The following is a 17,750-nucleotide window of genomic DNA, read 5'->3' on the forward strand; positions in this document are numbered from 1 at the left end:
CTTTCCCTGTGACCGGCACCGAGAAGAAGACCGCCCTCAAGGCCCCCAAGGGCGTGCCCGACTACGTCCCCCCGGCGTCGGCCGGGTTCGTCGCCGTCCGCGACGCGATCACCACCGCCGCCCGGCGCGCCGGCTACGGCCACATCGAGCTGCCGATCTTCGAGGACACGGCGCTGTTCGCCCGCGGGGTGGGCGAGTCCACGGACGTGGTCTCCAAGGAGATGTACTCGTTCGAGGACAGGGGCGGCCGCAGCGTCACGCTGCGGCCCGAGGGCACGGCGGGGGTCATGCGTGCGGTGATCGAGCACGGGCTGGACCGCGGACAGCTGCCGGTCAAGCTCTGTTACGCCGGGCCGTTCTTCCGGTACGAGCGTCCGCAGGCCGGCCGCTACCGGCAGCTCCAGCAGGTCGGGATCGAGGCCATCGGGGTGGACGACCCCGCCCTCGACGCCGAGGTGATCGCCGTGGCCGACGAGGCGTTCCGGTCGCTCGGCCTGACCGGCTTCCGCCTCGAGCTCACCTCGCTCGGCGACGAGACGTGCCGCCCGCAGTACCGCGAGCGGCTGCAGGCGTTCCTCGCCGGCTTGGATCTCGACGAGGCGACGCGTGAGCGCGCGCGGATCAACCCGCTGCGCGTGCTCGACGACAAGCGCCCCGAGGTGCGTGAGCAGCTCGAGGACGCGCCGCTGATGATCGATCACCTCTCGGACGCCAGCGCCGAGCACTTCGCGACCGTGCGGGCGCACCTGGACGCGCTCGGCGTGCCGTACACGGTCAACCCCCGCATGGTCCGCGGCCTGGACTACTACACCAAGACGACCTTCGAGTTCGTTCACGACGGCCTCGGTGCGCAGTCCGGGATCGGCGGCGGAGGGCGCTACGACGGGTTGATGGAGCAGCTCGGCGGTCAGGCCCTGTCGGGCATCGGCTTCGGGATCGGTGTCGACCGCACGGTGCTGGCGCTGCAGGCCGAGGGGATCGATCCGGCGGCGCAGGGGCGGGTCGACGTGTACGGCGTCGCGCTGGGGGCGGCGGCCAAGGCGGCGATGGTTCCGGTCCTGGCGGAGTTCCGCCGCAACGGGCTGCGGGCCGACATGGCGTACGGCGACCGGGGGATGAAGGGCGCGTTCAAGGCGGCGGACCGGTCGGGCGCGGCGGTCACGGTCGTCATCGGCGAGAACGAGCTCGAGACCGGCACCGCGGTGGTCAAGACGATGTCCACCGGCGAGCAGGAGCCGGTTCCGCTCGAGGCGATTCTCGGGCACGTCACCCGGGCCGTCGGGCGCTGACTCCTCCCGCGCGTCAGAGCTGCGCGCGGAAGGTGTCGCAGGCCTGCACGGAGCCCTGCTCGTAGCCGGTGAGGAACCACTGCCTGCGCATCTCGGACGAGCCGTGGGTCCACGAGCGGGGGTCGACGCGCCCGCCTCCGGTGCGCTGGATGTGGTCGTCGCCGATGGCCTCCGCGGTCCGGACGATCGCATCCACGTCCTGCGGGGTCAGGCTCTCCAGTAGCGGCGGGCCGCCGTCGGGCGCCGGTGTGGAGGTCGCGTAGTGGGCCCAGAGCCCCGCGTAGCAGTCGGCCTGGAGCTCGACGCGGACCGCTCCGGAGGACGGGCCCTGCGGGTCCTGCTGCGAGCGTCGGATGTCGCCGAGCATGGTCTGCAGGTGGTGGCCGAACTCGTGCGCGACGACGTACATCTGCGCCGCGCCGGAGGGCGGTCCGCCGAGCTGCCCCACGAGGACGCTGTCGAAGAACGAGGGGTCGATGTAGACGGTCTGCCCGGCGGGGCAGTAGAAGGGGCCGATGTCGGAGGAGGCGGCACCACAGCCGGTGTCGACGGCGCCGCTGAAGACGGTGGTCCGGGGCTGGACCCAGCTCATCCCCACCTGATCCGGCAGCTGGATTGTCCAGACGTCCTCGAGGCTCTCGGTGGTGGCGACGATGCGGCAGATCGTGTCGGAGTTGGCCTGTTGCAGGTCGCACTGGTCGATGTGGGCCTGGAACTGCTGCGCGGAGTCGGAACCCTGTTCCTGCGCGCCGGTGGGACCGGTGTCCAGGCCGAGCTGGCCCGGGTCGACACCGAGGAACAGGGCGATGAGGACGACGGCGAGGCCGCCGACCCCTCCGCCGACCGCGATCCCCCGGCGACCTCCCCTGCCTCCGCCGGAGACTCCGCTGGTGTCGAGCCTTCCGCCTTGCCGAAACGTCATGATCTCCGCCTTCCGGGTGGTGCGTCGCCCGGTCTGTCGTGGACGTAGACTGTTCCCCGTCCGAGCCCGTGGCGGGCCGTGGGGTCGTCCCGTCGGTGCTCACGCTCAGGCGATCACACCACACTTTCCCCGACGAGAGGACCACCGCAGTGCTGCGCACCCATTCCGCCGGCCAGCTCCGAGCCGCCGACGCCGGTGACACCGTCACCCTGGCCGGCTGGGTGGCACGCCGCCGGGATCACGGCGGTGTCATCTTCGTCGATCTGCGCGACGCCTCGGGCGTGTGCCAGGTGGTCTTCCGTTCCGAGGACGTGGCCGAGCGCGCCCACCGCCTGCGCAACGAGTACTGCGTGGCGGTCACCGGCGTCGTCGACCGTCGTCCGGAGGGATCGGAGAACCCTAACCTCGCCTCGGGCGAGATCGAGATCGACGTCACGTCGTTCGAGGTCCTGGGTGAGGCGGCGGCGCTGCCGTTCCAGCTCGACGACGAGGTGGGGGAGGAGGCACGTCTGCGTCACCGGTACCTCGACCTGCGCCGCGAGGGTCCGGGCGCGGCGCTGCGGCTGCGGTCGAAGGTCAACGCCGCGGCCCGCGGAGTCCTGGCCCGTCACGACTTCGTGGAGATCGAGACCCCCACCCTCACCCGCTCGACCCCGGAGGGTGCGCGCGACTTCCTCGTGCCGGCCCGCCTGCAGCCGGGTACGTTCTACGCCCTCCCGCAGTCGCCGCAGTTGTTCAAGCAGTTGCTCATGGTGGCCGGGATGGAGAAGTACTACCAGCTGGCCCGCTGCTACCGCGACGAGGACTTCCGCGCCGACCGGCAGCCGGAGTTCACGCAGCTCGACCTGGAGATGAGCTTCGTCGACCAGGACGACGTGATCGGCGTGGCGGAGGAGATCCTCACCGAGGTGTGGGCCACCGCCGGTTACGAGATCACCACGCCGATCCCGCGGATGACGTACGAGGAGGCGATGCGCCGGTTCGGCTCCGACAAGCCGGACCTGCGGTTCGACATCGAGCTCGTCGAGTGCACGGAGTTCTTCGCCGACACCCCGTTCCGGGTGTTCAAGGCGCCGTACGTCGGCGCGGTCGTCATGAAGGGCGGGGCGTCACAGCCGCGTCGTCAGCTCGACGCCTGGCAGGAGTGGGCCAAGCAGCGCGGCGCCAAGGGACTCGCGTACGTCCTCGTCGGTTCCGACGGCGAGCTCGGCGGCCCGGTCGCCAAGAACCTGTCGGACTCCGAGCGGGCGGGCATCGCCGCCCACGTCGGCGCGGAGCCGGGTGACTGCATCTTCTTCGGCGCCGGCGCGGTGAAGTCCACGCGGGCCCTGCTCGGCGCGGCCCGCGGTGAGATCGCCGCCAAGCTCGGCCTCATCGACCCCACCAAGTGGGCGTTCACCTGGGTCGTCGACGCCCCGATGTTCGAGCCGGCCGACGACGCCACGGCCGCCGGTGACGTGGCCGTGGGGTCGGGTGCCTGGACCGCGGTGCACCATGCGTTCACCTCGCCCAAGCCCGAGCACCTGGACACGTTCGACACCGATCCGGGCTCGGCGCTCGCCTACGCGTACGACATCGTGTGCAACGGCAACGAGATCGGCGGCGGCTCGATCCGTATCCACCGCAAGGACGTCCAGGAGCGGGTGTTCGGCGTCATGGGCATCTCGGCCGACGAGGCGCAGGAGAAGTTCGGCTTCCTGCTCGACGCCTTCTCCTACGGCTCCCCGCCGCACGGCGGCATCGCGTTCGGCTGGGATCGCATCTGCGCCCTGCTGGCCGGGACCGAGTCGATCCGCGACGTCATCGCGTTCCCCAAGTCCGGCGGCGGCGTCGACCCGCTGACCGATGCGCCGGCGCCGATCACGGCGCAGCAGCGCAAGGAGTCCGGCATCGACGCCAAGCCGGTGCAGCGCGGCCAGGCCGCCCCGTCCGGGGCCGCAGCCGAGTAGTCGGCCCCACCCCGCCCTGCCCCGCCCCCGAATCCGCTACTCTCCTGCGCGATTCGCCGCGCTACCCGGAAAAGAACGGAAAACGGTAGCGAATGTGACGGGGGAGTAGCGGATTTCCGTCATATCGGGGTCTCAGAGGTGGAACGCCTCGAGCGCGGGCCGCCCGTCCATCCCGGAGTGGCCGAGCCCGAACAGCCGGGACACCGTCGGGGCCACGTCGAGGGTCCGGACAGGCCGGTCGACGACCTGCCCGCGGCGGACGATCCGGTGCCCACCGCCAATGAAGAACGGGATGCCGAGCGTGACCTCGTGCCCGTGGTTCCCCGGGATCGGGTTGGAGAACGGGGTGGGGTCGGAGAACCGCCATCCCGGGTGACACGTGGCCACGAGGTCGCCGCCGCGCTCGCCGAGGTCGAGCTCGGCCGGGTCGTAGAGGCGGTTGACGCCGGGGAGCGCGCCGACCACCTCCCGCAGGCGCGCCAGTGCCGCGTCGCGTTCACCGGCGGGGCCGAGGTAGGCGAACGTGTCGGCCCCCCCGTTCTGGGCGATCCCGAACCGGCCCCGCAGCGCCGGGTCGGCGTCGATCGCCCCGGCCGCGCTGATGAGGCGCAGGGGCTCCGACCAGTCCATCCCGTGGTCGGCCAGGACGATGAGCACGGAACGTTCCCAGCGCCCGGTGGCGCGGAGGAACTGCTCGAGGTCCCAGAGCTTGTGGTCCGAGTTGAACACCGCCTGGTTGCGGGCTAGTCGGAGCGAGGTCCCCGACAGGTCCATGTGGCCGAAGCGGTCCATGTCCCCGAGGTTGACGAACGTCATCCTCGGGGCGTGGTCGGTGATGGTCCGCTTGAGGGCCTCGACGGTGAACCAGTCGAGCGAGTGGTCGGTGATCGGCACGAGCGGGAACGGCGCCCACTGCACGCTGGCTCGGCCGCCGAACAGGCCGTGGAGGTAGTCCTTGCTCAGCACGCTCGCGGTGGTGAGGCCGGCCTCGGTCCGAATGCGGTCCAGGACCGTGGCGGCCCGCAGGTCGTCGGGCCGGTCGAGGGTCCGCTCGTCCCCGATCGCGTGGTCCCAGATGGCGTTGGCGGGCACCCCGTTGCGGTGGGGGAGGACGCCGGTGACCATCGCGGCGTGGTTGGGCAGGGTCTCGGCGATCATGATCGACGACGCATCGGTGAACCGCGTGCCCTCGGCTGCCCAGCGGTGCAGTGTCGGCGCCTGCGCGGCGTTCAGTTCGTCCGGTCGCATGCCGTCGGTGACGATCACGTAGACGTCGAGGTCGTCGGCGACCGGCCGTACCGGGTTCGCCCACACGGGGGCGGGTTCAGCGAGCAGGGTCACCCCGACGGCGCCCGCTGCGGCGACCATGCCGGCGCCGGCGAGCGCCTCACGACGGGTGAGGGTGGGTCCGTGGGTGGGGTGGTCGTCGCGGCACATCGGGTGGGACCTCCGGGGGTCGTGGCACGGGGTGGTGTCGTGGGGTGGTGTCGTGGGGTGGCGGCCTGAGGTAGTGGCCCGGGTGGCGGCGGCGTGCCCCCGCCGGGGAGGTGGCAGACCTGAGTTCCAGACAACCCGACGACGACGAAGGCCGCGGTCACTTCCGCGGATCCGTCGCCGGATGTTCACCCGGGGTTCGCTGTCGGGGCCCGCCGGTAGCCTGGGGGCGTGACCGAAGACGCTGGGCTGTTCGCCGCCGGGGACGCGGGCGGCGCCGGGCCCGTTCCTCCGGCGTCGGCGTCCGTGGACCCGGGCGCCCCGTTGGCGGTCCGGATGCGGCCGCGGACGCTGGACGAGGTGATCGGCCAGGAGCACCTGCTGCGCCCCAATTCGCCGCTGCGGCGGCTGGTGGAGGGGCGCGGGGGCTCGTCGGTGATCCTCTACGGCCCTCCGGGGACCGGGAAGACGACGCTCGCCAATCTGGTGGCCAGCACGTCGGGTCGACACTTCGTCGCCCTGTCGGCGCTCAGCGCCGGGGTCAAGGACGTCCGCGCGGTGATCGACGACGCCCGCACCCGGCAGGTCCACGGTCAGCGCACGGTCCTGTTCATCGACGAGGTGCACCGGTTCTCCAAGAGCCAGCAGGACGCCCTGCTGGCGGCGGTGGAGAACGGCATCGTCCTGCTCGTGGCCGCGACCACGGAGAACCCGCACTTCTCGGTCATCGCGCCGCTGTTGAGCCGGTCGCTCATCGCCGAACTGCAGGGCCTGGACGACGCCGGGGTGGCCGCCGTGCTGCGGCGCGCGGTCTCCGACGAACGGGGGCTGGCGGGGCGGGTCGAGCTCACCGACGCGGCGGCGGAGGACATCGTCCGGCTCTCGGGAGGGGACGCGCGGCGCAGCCTGACGATCCTGGAGGCCGCGGCCGGGGCCGCGGCGGACGGCGTGGTGACGCCGGAGATCGTCGAGCTCAGCCTGGACGCGGCCCCCGTGCGCTACGACCGTGACGGCGACCAGCACTACGACGTCACGAGCGCGTTCATCAAGTCCATCCGCGGGTCCGACGTGGACGCCGCGCTGCACTACCTGGCACGCATGCTGGTCGCGGGGGAGGACCCCCGGTTCATCGCCCGGCGGCTCATGGTGCACGCGAGTGAGGACATCGGCATGGCCGACCCGACCGCGCTGCTGTCCGCGAGCGCGGCGGCGGAGATCGTCCAGAAGGTCGGCATGCCGGAGTGCCGGCTCGCGCTGGCCCAGGCCACCATCCACCTCGCGACCGCCCCCAAGTCCAAGGCGGTGATCGCGGCCATCGACGCCGCCATGTCCGACGTCCGCGCCGGTGGCGTCGGCGAGGTGCCCAAGCACCTGCGGGACGGCCACTACGCCGGGGCCAAGGGGCTCGGCAACGGGGTGGGCTACCGGTACCCGCACAACGCGGCGCCGGGGGTCGTGGCGCAGCAGTACCCGCCCGACGAGCTGGTGGGGCGGGACTACTACGAGCCCGGGCCGCACGGCCACGAGCGCGAGCTGTCCGCCCGGGTCGACAAACTCCGCCGGATCATCCGGGACTGAGGCGCGCCCGGGGGCCACGCCGGGACGGGCTCCAGGGGACCCCCGCGGCAAAGCCTGGCCAAATCCTGAGAACTGTGTGAAAGTCATATTTCCTGCCTGAGCAGGCAGGATGTTGTGTCCACATCAGCATTCGGAGGTTCTCATGTTCACCGGTCTCGCCAGCATCTTCTCGACGCTCGTCGGCGTCGCCACCTCGGTCGGCGTCTGGGGCACCGGGGCGCACAGCCTCGGCCTGCTGCCGCAGGAGGCCTTCATCACCGCCGCCAACTTCGGCATCATCCTGCCCCCGATGCCGCGCTGACCGACCCTCTCGCCGCACACGGCCAGCCCGGGCGCCCCTCCGCCGGACCGGTGGAGCGGGCGCCCGCGTCCCTTCCGGGTGGCGGCCCCTCGTCGTCGTCGTCGGGACCACGTCCCCAGCCCGGCGGCCCCTCACCCCGCCCGCAGCGCATCCCGGCCCGCCCCACCTCGTTCCCGGGCGCCGACCCGCGCGGCGGTAGTCTTGACTCTCGCCCGACACCACCCGTAGACGACCAGTGAGGCCCCCTGTGCAGACCCATGAGATCCGGCGCCGCTTCCTCGACCACTTCGTCCGCGCCGGACACACCGAGGTCCCCAGCGCGTCACTGGTCCTGGACGATCCCAACCTGCTGTTCGTCAACGCCGGCATGGTCCCGTTCAAGCCCTACTTCCTCGGCCAGGAGACGCCGCCGTACGCCACCGCGACATCCATCCAGAAGTGCGTGCGCACCCTCGACATCGAGGAGGTGGGCATCACCACCCGCCACAACACCTTCTTCCAGATGGCCGGCAACTTCTCCTTCGGCGACTACTTCAAGGAAGGGGCCATCCGCCACGCGTGGTCGCTGCTGACGTCCTCACTCGACGACGGGGGCTTCGGCATCGACCCCGCGCTGCTGTGGGTGACCGTCTACCTCGACGACGACGAGGCGTACGGCATCTGGCGCGACGTGATCGGCGTGCCCGAAGAGCGCATCCAGCGGCGCGGCATGGCCGACAACTACTGGTCCATGGGCGTGCCCGGACCCTGTGGACCGTGCTCGGAGATCTTCTACGACCGCGGACCGGCCTACGGCGTCGACGGCGGGCCGGAGGCCGACGAGGACCGCTACATCGAGATCTGGAACCTCGTGTTCATGCAGAACGAGCGCGGCGATGGCTCCGGCAAGGACTCCTTCGAGATCCTCGGCCCGCTGCCCAAGCAGAACATCGACACCGGCATGGGCGTCGAGCGCGTGGCCTTCCTGCTCCAGGGCGTCGAGAACGTCTACGAGACCGACCTGCTGCGCCCGGTCATCGACACCGCCGAGCGCCTGTCCGGCGCGAAGTACGGCGCTGACAGCGCCTCGGACGTGCGGTTCCGCGTGATCGCCGATCACGCCCGGACCGCCTACATGCTCATCTCCGACGGCGTGACCCCCGGCAACGAGGGCCGCGGCTACATCCTCCGTCGCCTCCTGCGGCGCATCGTCCGCTCCGTGCGCCTCCTCGGCGCGACGGGGGAGACCATGGCCGAGTTCATGGCCACCGTCCGGGACGCGATCGGTCCCTCGTTCCCCGAGACCGTCTCCGGCTACGAGCGGATCGAACGGATCGCCGTGGCCGAGGAGGCCGCCTTCCTCAAGACCCTCGAGTCCGGCACCCAACTCTTCGAGCGCGCCGCCGAGTCCGCCCGCCGGTCCGGCGCCGCGGTGCTCTCCGGCCAGCAGGCGTTCGCCCTCCACGACACCCACGGGTTCCCGATCGATCTCACCCTCGAGATGGCCTCCGAGGCCGGGCTGCAGGTCGACGAGGAGGGCTTTCGCTCGCTCATGTCCGAGCAGCGCGCCCGCGCCAAGGCCGACTCCCAGGCGAAGAAGCACGCCCACGCCGACCTGTCCGTCTACCGCGACTTCCTCGACGCCGGCGAGACCGTCTTCACCGGCTTCACCGACCTCACCGACGAGTCGCGCCTGCTGGGCATCGTCTCCGGCGGCCGGGCCGTCGCGGTGGCCCGCGAGGGCGACGAGGTGGAGTTCGTGCTCGACCGCACCCCGTTCTACGCCGAGTCCGGCGGCCAGCTGGGCGACCGCGGCATGATCTCCACCGCCGGCTTCCAGATGCGCGTCGACGACGTCCAGAAGATCGGCAAGAAGCTCTGGATCCACAAGGGTGTCCTCACCGGGGGCGAGGTCGAGGCCGGGCAAATCGTCACGGCCGCCGTCGACCCCGAGTGGCGCAAGGGCGCCACCCAGGGCCACTCGGCCACCCACCTCGTCCACGCGGCACTGCGCCAGATCCTCGGGCCCGAGGCCGTCCAGGCCGGTTCGCTCAACAAGCCCGGCTACATGCGGTTCGACTTCAACTGGTCCGGCTCGATCCCCGCCGACGTCCTCGCCCAGATCGAGGAGGTCACCAACTCCGCCGTCGACGCCGACTACGGCGTCAACACCATCGAGACCACCCTCGACGAGGCCAAGCGCATGGGCGCCATGGCCCTGTTCGGCGAGAACTACGGGTCCACGGTCCGTGTGGTGGAGATCGGCGGCCCGTTCTCCATGGAACTGTGCGGCGGCACCCACGTCAGCAGCTCCGCGCAGATCGGCCCCGTCAGCCTGCTCGGCGAGGCGTCCGTCGGGTCCGGCATCCGGCGTGTCGAGGCCTACGTCGGCATGGACGCCTACCGCCACCAGGCCCGCGAGCGTGCCCTCGTGTCCGGCCTCGCCACCTCGCTCAAGGCACCCGCCGACGAGCTGCCCGACCGCATCGCCGCGCTGACCGCCAAGCTGCGCGAGACCGAGAAGGCCCTCGAGTCGCTGCGCGCGGCCCAGCTGGCCTCCCAGGCCGGCGACCTGCTCGCCTCGGCCGAGGACCTCGACGGTGTCCGGTTCCTCGCCCACAGCGCCCCCGGCGGTGCCGCCGGCGACCTGCGCACCCTCGCGTCCGACCTCAAGGGCCGCCTCGGCTCCGACGCGGGCGTCGTCCTCCTCACCGCACCCGGCCAGGACAAGGTGCCGTTCGTCATCGCCGTCACCCCGGCCGCCCAGGAGCGCGGCCTCCGGGCCGGCGACCTCGTCAAGGCGATCTCCCCGGCACTCGGCGCCCGCGGCGGCGGCAAGGCGGACATGGCCCAGGGCGCGGGCACCGAGCCCGGCGGCATCGACGCCGCGGTCTCAGCCCTGCGCGACGCCGTCCGGGACGCGGGATGACCGACCCCGGCGCGCCCGCGGCCACCGGCGCGGCCTGGACCCGCGGGCGCCGGCTCGGCCTGGACGTGGGCACCGCCCGCATCGGCGTGGCCTCCTGCGACCCAGACGGGATCCTGGCCACCCCGGTCGAGACCATCCGCGTGGTCGACGGCGACCCCGGGTGGGCCGCCGAGCTCCGGCGGCTCGGCGAGCTGATCGCCGAGTACGACGCCGTCGGCGTGGTCGTGGGGCTACCCACCTCCCTCAAGGGGCGCGAGACCGCCTCGACCGCCATGGCCCGGTCGTTCGCCGACGCGCTGACCACCGCTTCCCCGGAAGTGCCGGTGGAACTCGTCGACGAGAGGCTGACCACCGTCACCGCCGGCGCGGCCCTCCACGGGGCCGGTCGCAACACACGTAAGCAGCGCGACGTGATCGACCAGGCCGCCGCCGTCGTCCTCCTCCAGGCCTGGATCGACTCGCGGCACGCCCGCTGATGAACGGCGCGCCGACCGGCGGTGATGGCTAAACTGCGGCCGAGCACGATGCTGTCCGACGGGCAGCTCCCCTTCAACCCTGACCGAGGAGCACCATGTCTGCGGCACGAGGACGCTCACGCACGAGCGGCACCACCAGGTTCCTCCTCCTGGCGGCCGTGATCGGGGTGGTCCTCGCCTTCGGCTTCATGGTCTACCGCAATCTCAACACCGAGGTCGCCGCCGCTCCCGACCACGAGGGAGAGGGCAGCGGCAACGCTCTCCTGCACGTCGAGCCGGGCGACACCCTGGGCGTCGTGGGGGACCGCCTCTACGAGATCGGCACGGTCGCCAGTACCCGGGCCTTCACCGGCGCCGCGGCCGGCACGCCCGTCGAGGGCATCCAGCCCGGCTACTACCAGGTGCGTCAGGAGATGAGCGCGGCCGCCGCCGTCGAGGCGCTGTCGGACCCGCGGAACCGCGTCGGGATGGTCGACGTCAAGCCCGGCGGCCGGCTCCTGGACACGGTCGTCGTGGGCGGCGGCACCGAGAAGGGGATCTTCACCCTGATCGCCGACGCCACCTGCCTGCGCGACCTCGACGCGCCGGACGAGGCCCCGGCGTGTCGACAGCCCCAGGAGATCGTGGACGCCGCCGCCCAGGCCGACCCCGCGGTGCTGGGCGTCCCCGACTGGGCGATCAACGAGGTCCGGGCCGCCCCGGACCCGGTGCGCCGACTCGAGGGCCTCATCCGGCCGGGCGTCCACACCATCGACCCCCGCTCCGAGCCCGTCGACATCCTGCGGCACCTCATCGAGACCTCCACCGCCGCCTATGACGAGACCGGTCTGGTCCCGGCGGCCCAGCGGATCGGCCTGACCCCGTACCAGGTGGTCACCGCGGCCTCGCTGGTGGAGAAGGAAGGTCTGCCGCAGGACTTCGACAAGGTCGCCCGGGTCATCCTCAACCGCCTCGCCGAACCCATGCGGCTGCAGTTCGACTCCACCGTGAACTACGCTCTCGCCGATCAGGAGATCGCCACCACTGACGCCGACCGGGCCGCCCGGACCCCGTGGAACACCTACGCCATGGACGGCCTCCCCTATGGGCCCATCGGCTCACCCGGGCTCGAGGCGCTCCGCGCCATGGAGAACCCTGCCGAGGGGCAGTGGAAGTACTTCGTCACGGTGGACATGGAGGGGACCACCCGCTTCGCCGACGAGTACCCGGAACACGAGCGCAACCAGAGCGAGGCGATCGCCAACGGGGTCCTGGCCAGTGGACGCTGATCCCTCGTCGCCCGGCGCCGGGCCGCGGTCGGCGGCCGTGCTCGGGCATCCGGTGGACCACTCGCTCTCCCCGGTCCTGCACGGTGCCGCCTACCGCGCGCTCGGCCTCCACGACTGGACCTACGAGCGCATCGACTGTGACGCCGAGCGCCTGCCGTCCCTGGTCGACGCCTCGCCGGCCCACCGGATCGGCTACTCGGTCACGATGCCCGGGAAGTTCGCCGCCCTCGCGCACGCCAGCGAGGTCAGCGACCGCGCCCGCATCGTCGGCAGCGCTAACACCCTCGTGCGGCGCAGCGGCGGCTGGTACGCCGACTGCACGGACGTCGACGGGGTCACCGGGGCCCTGGCCGAGTTCGGCGACCTGCCCGCCGCGCCGACGGCGGTCGTCCTCGGCGTGGGCGGCACCGCCCGGCCCGTCCTGGCGGGCCTGGCCGCGGCCGGCGCGACCCGGGTCGTCCTGGCCTCCCGCCGCGACACCGCCGGCCCGGCCGCGGAGTGCGGGCGCGCCCTCGGACTGGACATCAGCACGGTGCTCCTGACCGACGCGTTGCTGCCCGGCGAGATCGAGGCCGCGGACGTGCTGGTCAACACCGTTCCCGAGCCCGGGATCCGGGACCTCACCGACCTCGTGTCCCGCGCCCGCCGGCTCTTCGACGTGCTCTACGACCCCTGGCCGACCGTGGCCGGGGCGGCCGCCTCCGCCGCGGGGGTACCGGTGGTGGGCGGCGACGTCATGCTGCTCAACCAGGCCTTCGGTCAGGTCGAGTTGTTCACGGGCAGGCCCGCGCCGCGGGCCGAGATGGCCGCGGCGCTCGCGCGAGCCCTCGGGCGGTAGCGCCCCCGCGCACGGCGAGGGGCGCCCGGCGCTGGTCGACGCGGCGCCGCGACGGGCCTGATGTGCCCCCGCCCACCCGGTCGTGGGATGATCGGCGACGTGCTGAAGTGGACCACTGCCGGAGAATCGCATGGCCAGGCCCTCGTGACGATCGTCGAGGGCGTCATCGCGGGCGTCGAGGTGACGAGCGAGCAGATCGCCGCGCAACTCGCCCGCCGCCGCCTCGGCTACGGCCGCGGTGCGCGCATGAAGTTCGAGGCCGACGCCGTGCGCGTGCTGGGCGGCGTCCGGCACGGCCGGACCATGGGATCGCCGGTGGCGATCGAGGTCGGGAACACCGAGTGGCCCAAGTGGGAACAGATCATGTCGGCGGACCCCGTGGACCCCGAGGAGATCGACGACAAGGCCCGCGCCGCCCGCCTGACCCGCCCGCGGCCCGGTCACGCGGACTTCTCCGGGATGCTCAAGTACGACTTCGACGACGCCCGGATGGTCCTCGAGCGGGCCAGCGCGCGTGAGACCGCCGCCCGCGTCGCGGCGGGGACGGTCGCCCGCGGTGTGCTCCGCGACGTCCTCGGCGTGGAAGTGCTGTCCCACGTCATCTCCATCGGCGCCTCGGAGCCCTACGTGGGCCCCGAGCCGACGTTCGCCGATCTCGACGCGATCGACGCCAGCCCGGTGCGCGCGTTCGACGCCGCCGCCGCGGACTCGATGATCGCCGAGATCGAGGCCGCCAAGAAGGCCGGTGACACCCTCGGGGGCGTGGTCGAGGTCGTCGTCCACGGGCTCCCGATCGGACTCGGGTCGCACGTGTCGGGCGAGGAGCGTCTCGACGCCCAGCTCGCGGGCGCCCTCATGGGGATCCAGGCCATCAAGGGCGTCGAGGTCGGTGACGGGTTCGAGACGGCCCGCCGGCGCGGCAGCGTCGCCCACGACGAGATGGTCCGCGGTGAGGACGGCGTCGAGCGGCGCAGTAACCGCGCGGGCGGACTCGAGGGCGGCATGACCAACGGCCAGCCCCTGCGGGTGCGGGCGGCGATGAAGCCCATCTCGACCGTTCCGCGCGCCCTCGCGACGGTCGACATGGAGGACGGGTCGGCGGCCACGGCGATCCATCAGCGCTCGGACGTGTGCGCCGTCCCCGCGGCGGGCGTCGTCGCGGAGTCGATGGTCGCGCTCGTGCTGGCCCGGGCGGTACTGCAGAAGTTCGGTGGCGACTCGCTGGCGGAGACCCGCCGCAACGCCGAGGGGTACCTCGACGCGGTCGCCGAGCGTCTGGACTGGGCGACGGACGAGGTATGAGCGGCCCGGCACGTCCGGTCGCGGTGCTCGTGGGCCCGCCCGGCGCCGGGAAGACCACCATCGGCCGCAAACTCGCCCGACGCCTCGAGCTGCCGTTCCTGGACGCCGATCACCTGATCGAGGAGGCCGAGGGCCGGAGTATCCCCGAGATCTTCGCCTCCGACGGTGAGCCCGCCTTCCGAGAGATCGAGGAGCGGATCATCGGCGAGGCTCTCACCTCCTTCGACGGGGTGCTCTCCCTCGGTGGTGGCGCGGTGCTGTCCCCGGTGACACGGGAGCGGCTGCGCGGGCACCGGGTCGTCCACCTCACGATCGGCGTCGCCGAGGGCGTGCGCCGTTCCCAGGGGCCGGGTCGCCCACTGCTGTCCGGCGGTGACGTCACCGCGCGGTACCAGGCACTGCTCACCGAGCGGGCACCCTTGTACCGGGAGGTGGCCTGGACGACCGTGAGCACCGAGCGGCGCAGTTCGGGCAAGGTGGTGTCGGACATCGTCGACAGGCTCGACTCCGGCGACCCGCATCCGCGGGGCGCCGGCGGCCGGACGAGATGATGGTGAAGACGTGCACACGCGTGCGGAGACGATCGATGAGCGGGAGCGACAGATGAACAAGGATCCGAACACCAGCGACCCCGTCGTCGTGGAGGTGCGCGCCGCGGACCCGTATCCCGTGGTGATCGGCCGCGGGCTGCTGCCGGAGATCCTCGAGGCGTGCTCGTCCTCGCGGACCGTCGCGATCTTCTACCAGCCGCCGTTGGCGCAGACGGCCGAGACGTTGCGCGAGAAGCTCGCCGAGGCGGGGGTGGACGCCCACCGCATCGAGATCCCCGACGCCGAGGCCGGGAAGGATCTCGTCGTGGCCGGGTTCTGCTGGGACGTCCTCGGGCAGATCGGGCTCAACCGCAAGGACACGATCGTCAGCCTGGGCGGCGGGGCCGCCACCGACCTCGCCGGCTTCGTCGCCGCCACGTGGATGCGGGGCGTGCGGGTGGTGCACATCCCCACGACGCTGCTGGCGATGGTCGACGCGGCCGTCGGCGGCAAGACCGGCATCAACACGGACGCGGGCAAGAACCTCGTGGGCAGCTTCCACGAGCCGGCGGCGGTGTTCGTCGACACGGCCACCCTGAAGTCCGTTCCCCGCAACGAGTTGGTCTCGGGCATGGCCGAGGTGGTCAAGTGCGGCTTCATCGCCGACCCCGTGATCCTCGACCTCATCGAGGCCGACCCGCAGGCGGCGCTGGACCCGTCCGGGGACACGATCGTCGAGCTGATCCGCCGCAGCGTGCAGGTCAAGGCCGACGTCGTGGGGCAGGACCTCAAGGAGTCGGGCCTGAGGGAGATCCTCAACTACGGGCACACCCTCGGCCACGCGGTCGAGCGTCGCGAGCAGTACCGCTGGCGTCACGGCGCCGCGATCAGCGTGGGCATGTGCTTCGTCGCGGAGCTCGCGAGGCTCGCCGGTCGCCTCGACGACGCGACGGCCGATCGCCACGCCTCGGTCCTGGCCTCGCTCGGCCTGCCGACCGGGTACGACCCGGACGCGTTCCCGCGCCTGCTCGAGCTCATGGCCGGGGACAAGAAGAACCACTCCGGCTTCCTGCGGCTGGTGGTGCTGGACGGGCTCGCGCGCCCCTCCCGGATGGAGGCCCCGGACCCGTCGCTGATGACGGCCGCCTACGCCACCATCTCCGAGGGCCGTGCCCCCAGCGGTGGGGGGATCCTCCTGTGATCGAGCGACTCGCCCGCCGCCGGAAGGCCCTGGCCGTCGCCCTCGCGGACGTCGGCGCGCAGGGCCTGTTGGTCACCGATCCGCGCAACATCGCCTACCTGACCGGGTTCCGCGGGTCCGGTGGTGTCGCGTTGGTGGACGACGACGGCGAGGCGGTGCTCTGCACGGATTCGCGGTACGAACTCCAGGTGGTCGAGCAGGCCCCGGACGTGGGGCACGTGATCTCGCGGGAGTACGTCTCCGGCGTGCTCGGGCGTCGCCGCGGCCCCGCGGACGCCCCGCTCGCCGTGGAGGCCGACCACATGACGCTGTCCGCGGCCTCCGCCCTCCGCCGCGCACTCGCGGACACCGGGGGAGCGGCCACCCGCATCGTCGAGACCAGCGGCCTCGTGGAGCAGGTGCGCCGTGCCAAGGACCGCGAGGAGCTGGCGCTCATCGAACGCGCCTGCGGCGTGGTCGACGAGGCGTGGACACACCTGCTGAACGCCGGTGCCATCGCCGAGGGCCGCACCGAGCGGGAGGTCGCGGCCGACCTCGAACACGCTATGCGGCGGGCGGGATCGGACGGAGTGGCGTTCGAGACGATCGTCGCCTCCGGCCCCAACGGAGCGCACCCGCACCACGTGCCGGGCGACCGGGTGCTCGCCGACGGCGACCTCGTGGTGGTCGACTTCGGCGCCACCGTCTCCGGCTACGCGTCGGACTGCACCCGCACGGTCGCGCTGGGCACCGCCCCGGATCGGCTGCTGGACGCCTACGACGTCGTCCTGCGTGCGCAGCTGGCCGGCGTGGAGGCGGTGCGCGAGGGGATGGGATGCGCGGACCTCGACGCGGTGAGCCGGGGCATCATCGACGACGCCGGGTTCGGCGACCACTTCGGCCACTCGCTGGGCCACGGGGTGGGCCTGGACGTGCACGAAGCGCCCGCGGTCTCGACGAGGTCCACGAGTACACTGTCCGACGGCGATGTGATCACCATCGAGCCGGGGATCTACCTCCCGGGTCTCGGCGGGATCCGGATCGAGGACACCGTGGCCGTCACCGGAGGTGGCGGGAGGTCCCTGACCACCACGTCGAAGGCTCTCAGGGCGCTCTGACCACCAGCACGCCCCGAGTGGTCTGCCCACGACCACGTGCGCGGCGCCCCCACCGGCGTCCCGCCCGACGACTTTCCCGAAGGAGTACCGACTATGGCGTCCACCGCCGACTTCAAGAACGGCCTCGTCCTCAAAGAGGAGGGGCAGCTGTGGCAGATCGTCGAATTCCAGCACGTCAAGCCCGGTAAGGGCCCGGCGTTCGTGCGGACGAAGCTGAAGAACGTCGTCACCGGGAAGAACGTCGACAAGACGTTCAGCGCCGGCGTCAAGGTCGAGATCGCGACGGTCGACCGCCGCGACATGACGTTCCTGTACCGCGACGGTGAGGACTACGTCCTCATGGACGAGCAGGACTACGAGCAGATCAACGTCAGCCCGGCCGTCATGGGCGACGGCGCGCGTTTCCTGCTCGAGAACACCACCGTCCAGGTCTCGTTCAACGAGGGCGTCCCGCTGTTCGCCGAGATGCCGGTCGCCGTGGACCTGATCGTGCAGCACACCGATCCCGGCCTCCAGGGTGACCGCTCCACCGGCGGCACCAAGCCCGCCACCCTCGAGACCGGCGCCGAGGTGCAGGTCCCGCTGTTCATCAACACCGGCGACAAGCTGCGCATCGACACCCGTGACGGCCACTACCTCAGCCGGGTGAACGACTGA

15 protein-coding genes are annotated in these 17,750 nt (G+C 72.1%); 13 read left to right on the plus strand and 2 right to left on the minus strand.

What is annotated here, in order from left to right:
• Nucleotides 1–8: 8 nt before the first annotated feature.
• Complete coding sequence (hisS, locus tag DPA01S_RS06755) at nt 9–1,289, plus strand: histidine--tRNA ligase (RefSeq protein WP_061228676.1); 1,281 nt, start codon at nt 9–11, stop codon at nt 1,287–1,289.
• A gap of 13 nt (nt 1,290–1,302) precedes the next feature.
• On the opposite strand, the gene ypfJ is transcribed toward hisS, so the two are convergent.
• Entirely contained in the window at nt 1,303–2,211 is a 909-nt protein-coding gene (ypfJ, locus tag DPA01S_RS06760) for a KPN_02809 family neutral zinc metallopeptidase (protein WP_061228675.1), read from the minus strand.
• 149 nt (nt 2,212–2,360) lie between these two features.
• Between ypfJ and aspS the strand changes: the two genes are divergently transcribed.
• Nucleotides 2,361–4,160 carry an aspartate--tRNA ligase gene (aspS, locus tag DPA01S_RS06765; RefSeq protein WP_061228674.1) on the plus strand — a complete coding sequence of 600 codons (1,800 nt, stop codon included), beginning with the start codon at nt 2,361–2,363 and terminating at the stop codon, nt 4,158–4,160.
• Nucleotides 4,161–4,292: 132 nt separating this feature from the next.
• Here aspS and DPA01S_RS06770 read toward each other — a convergent pair whose 3' ends face one another.
• Nucleotides 4,293–5,597 (minus strand): alkaline phosphatase family protein, encoded by a 1,305-nt coding sequence (locus DPA01S_RS06770; protein WP_061228673.1) that lies wholly within the window; start codon nt 5,595–5,597, stop codon nt 4,293–4,295.
• A 228-nt stretch (nt 5,598–5,825) separates the two neighbouring features.
• On the opposite strand from DPA01S_RS06770, the gene DPA01S_RS06775 reads away from it, so the two are divergent.
• The 11 genes from DPA01S_RS06775 (at nt 5,826) to efp (ending at nt 17,750) form a co-directional block, all read left to right on the plus strand.
• The gene (locus tag DPA01S_RS06775; protein ID WP_371441656.1) at nt 5,826–7,172 is read left to right on the plus strand and encodes a replication-associated recombination protein A; all 1,347 of its coding nucleotides are present in this window, start codon (nt 5,826–5,828) and stop codon (nt 7,170–7,172) included.
• 142 nt (nt 7,173–7,314) lie between these two features.
• The gene (locus DPA01S_RS16975) at nt 7,315–7,473 is read left to right on the plus strand and encodes a hypothetical protein (RefSeq protein WP_007626311.1); all 159 of its coding nucleotides are present in this window, start codon (nt 7,315–7,317) and stop codon (nt 7,471–7,473) included.
• Between the two features lie 247 nt (nt 7,474–7,720).
• On the plus strand, nt 7,721–10,381 hold the full coding sequence (gene alaS, locus DPA01S_RS06780) for an alanine--tRNA ligase (protein WP_061228672.1): 2,661 nt from the start codon (nt 7,721–7,723) through the stop codon (nt 10,379–10,381).
• The gene (ruvX, locus tag DPA01S_RS06785; protein WP_061228671.1) at nt 10,378–10,857 is read left to right on the plus strand and encodes a Holliday junction resolvase RuvX; all 480 of its coding nucleotides are present in this window, start codon (nt 10,378–10,380) and stop codon (nt 10,855–10,857) included. Before alaS ends, ruvX begins: the two co-directional genes overlap by 4 nt.
• A gap of 95 nt (nt 10,858–10,952) precedes the next feature.
• Nucleotides 10,953–12,125 (plus strand): endolytic transglycosylase MltG, encoded by a 1,173-nt coding sequence (locus DPA01S_RS06790; protein ID WP_061914756.1) that lies wholly within the window; start codon nt 10,953–10,955, stop codon nt 12,123–12,125.
• Entirely contained in the window at nt 12,115–12,963 is an 849-nt protein-coding gene (locus tag DPA01S_RS06795; RefSeq protein ID WP_061914759.1) for a shikimate dehydrogenase, read from the plus strand. The genes DPA01S_RS06790 and DPA01S_RS06795 overlap by 11 nt, the downstream gene beginning before the upstream one ends.
• A gap of 87 nt (nt 12,964–13,050) precedes the next feature.
• Nucleotides 13,051–14,265, plus strand: coding sequence for a chorismate synthase (aroC, locus tag DPA01S_RS06800; protein WP_061914761.1), 1,215 nt, complete (start codon nt 13,051–13,053; stop codon nt 14,263–14,265).
• Complete coding sequence (locus DPA01S_RS06805) at nt 14,262–14,816, plus strand: shikimate kinase (protein ID WP_007631952.1); 555 nt, start codon at nt 14,262–14,264, stop codon at nt 14,814–14,816. The genes aroC and DPA01S_RS06805 overlap by 4 nt, the downstream gene beginning before the upstream one ends.
• A gap of 52 nt (nt 14,817–14,868) precedes the next feature.
• On the plus strand, nt 14,869–15,996 hold the full coding sequence (gene aroB, locus DPA01S_RS06810; RefSeq protein ID WP_061914831.1) for a 3-dehydroquinate synthase: 1,128 nt from the start codon (nt 14,869–14,871) through the stop codon (nt 15,994–15,996).
• Nucleotides 15,993–17,093, plus strand: a complete 1,101-nt coding sequence (locus DPA01S_RS06815) for a M24 family metallopeptidase (protein ID WP_061914764.1) — start codon at nt 15,993–15,995, stop codon at nt 17,091–17,093. The genes aroB and DPA01S_RS06815 overlap by 4 nt, the downstream gene beginning before the upstream one ends.
• 93 nt (nt 17,094–17,186) lie before the next feature.
• Nucleotides 17,187–17,750, plus strand: coding sequence for an elongation factor P (efp, locus tag DPA01S_RS06820; protein ID WP_007631945.1), 564 nt, complete (start codon nt 17,187–17,189; stop codon nt 17,748–17,750).

The organism is Dietzia papillomatosis NBRC 105045 (assembly GCF_001570845.1).
Lineage (GTDB): Bacteria > Actinomycetota > Actinomycetes > Mycobacteriales > Mycobacteriaceae > Dietzia > Dietzia cinnamea.

Coding starts and splice junctions, on each gene's coding strand:
- DPA01S_RS06770 (WP_061228673.1), bottom strand. CDS start 5,597: ATGTGCCGCGACGACCACCCCACCCACGGACCCACCCTCACCCGTCGT.
- efp (WP_007631945.1), top strand. CDS start 17,187: ATGGCGTCCACCGCCGACTTCAAGAACGGCCTCGTCCTCAAAGAGGAG.
- aroB (WP_061914831.1), top strand. CDS start 14,869: ATGAACAAGGATCCGAACACCAGCGACCCCGTCGTCGTGGAGGTGCGC.
- DPA01S_RS16975 (WP_007626311.1), top strand. CDS start 7,315: ATGTTCACCGGTCTCGCCAGCATCTTCTCGACGCTCGTCGGCGTCGCC.
- ruvX (WP_061228671.1), top strand. CDS start 10,378: ATGACCGACCCCGGCGCGCCCGCGGCCACCGGCGCGGCCTGGACCCGC.
- DPA01S_RS06805 (WP_007631952.1), top strand. CDS start 14,262: ATGAGCGGCCCGGCACGTCCGGTCGCGGTGCTCGTGGGCCCGCCCGGC.
- ypfJ (WP_061228675.1), bottom strand. CDS start 2,211: ATGACGTTTCGGCAAGGCGGAAGGCTCGACACCAGCGGAGTCTCCGGC.
- DPA01S_RS06790 (WP_061914756.1), top strand. CDS start 10,953: ATGTCTGCGGCACGAGGACGCTCACGCACGAGCGGCACCACCAGGTTC.
- aroC (WP_061914761.1), top strand. CDS start 13,051: ATGATCGGCGACGTGCTGAAGTGGACCACTGCCGGAGAATCGCATGGC.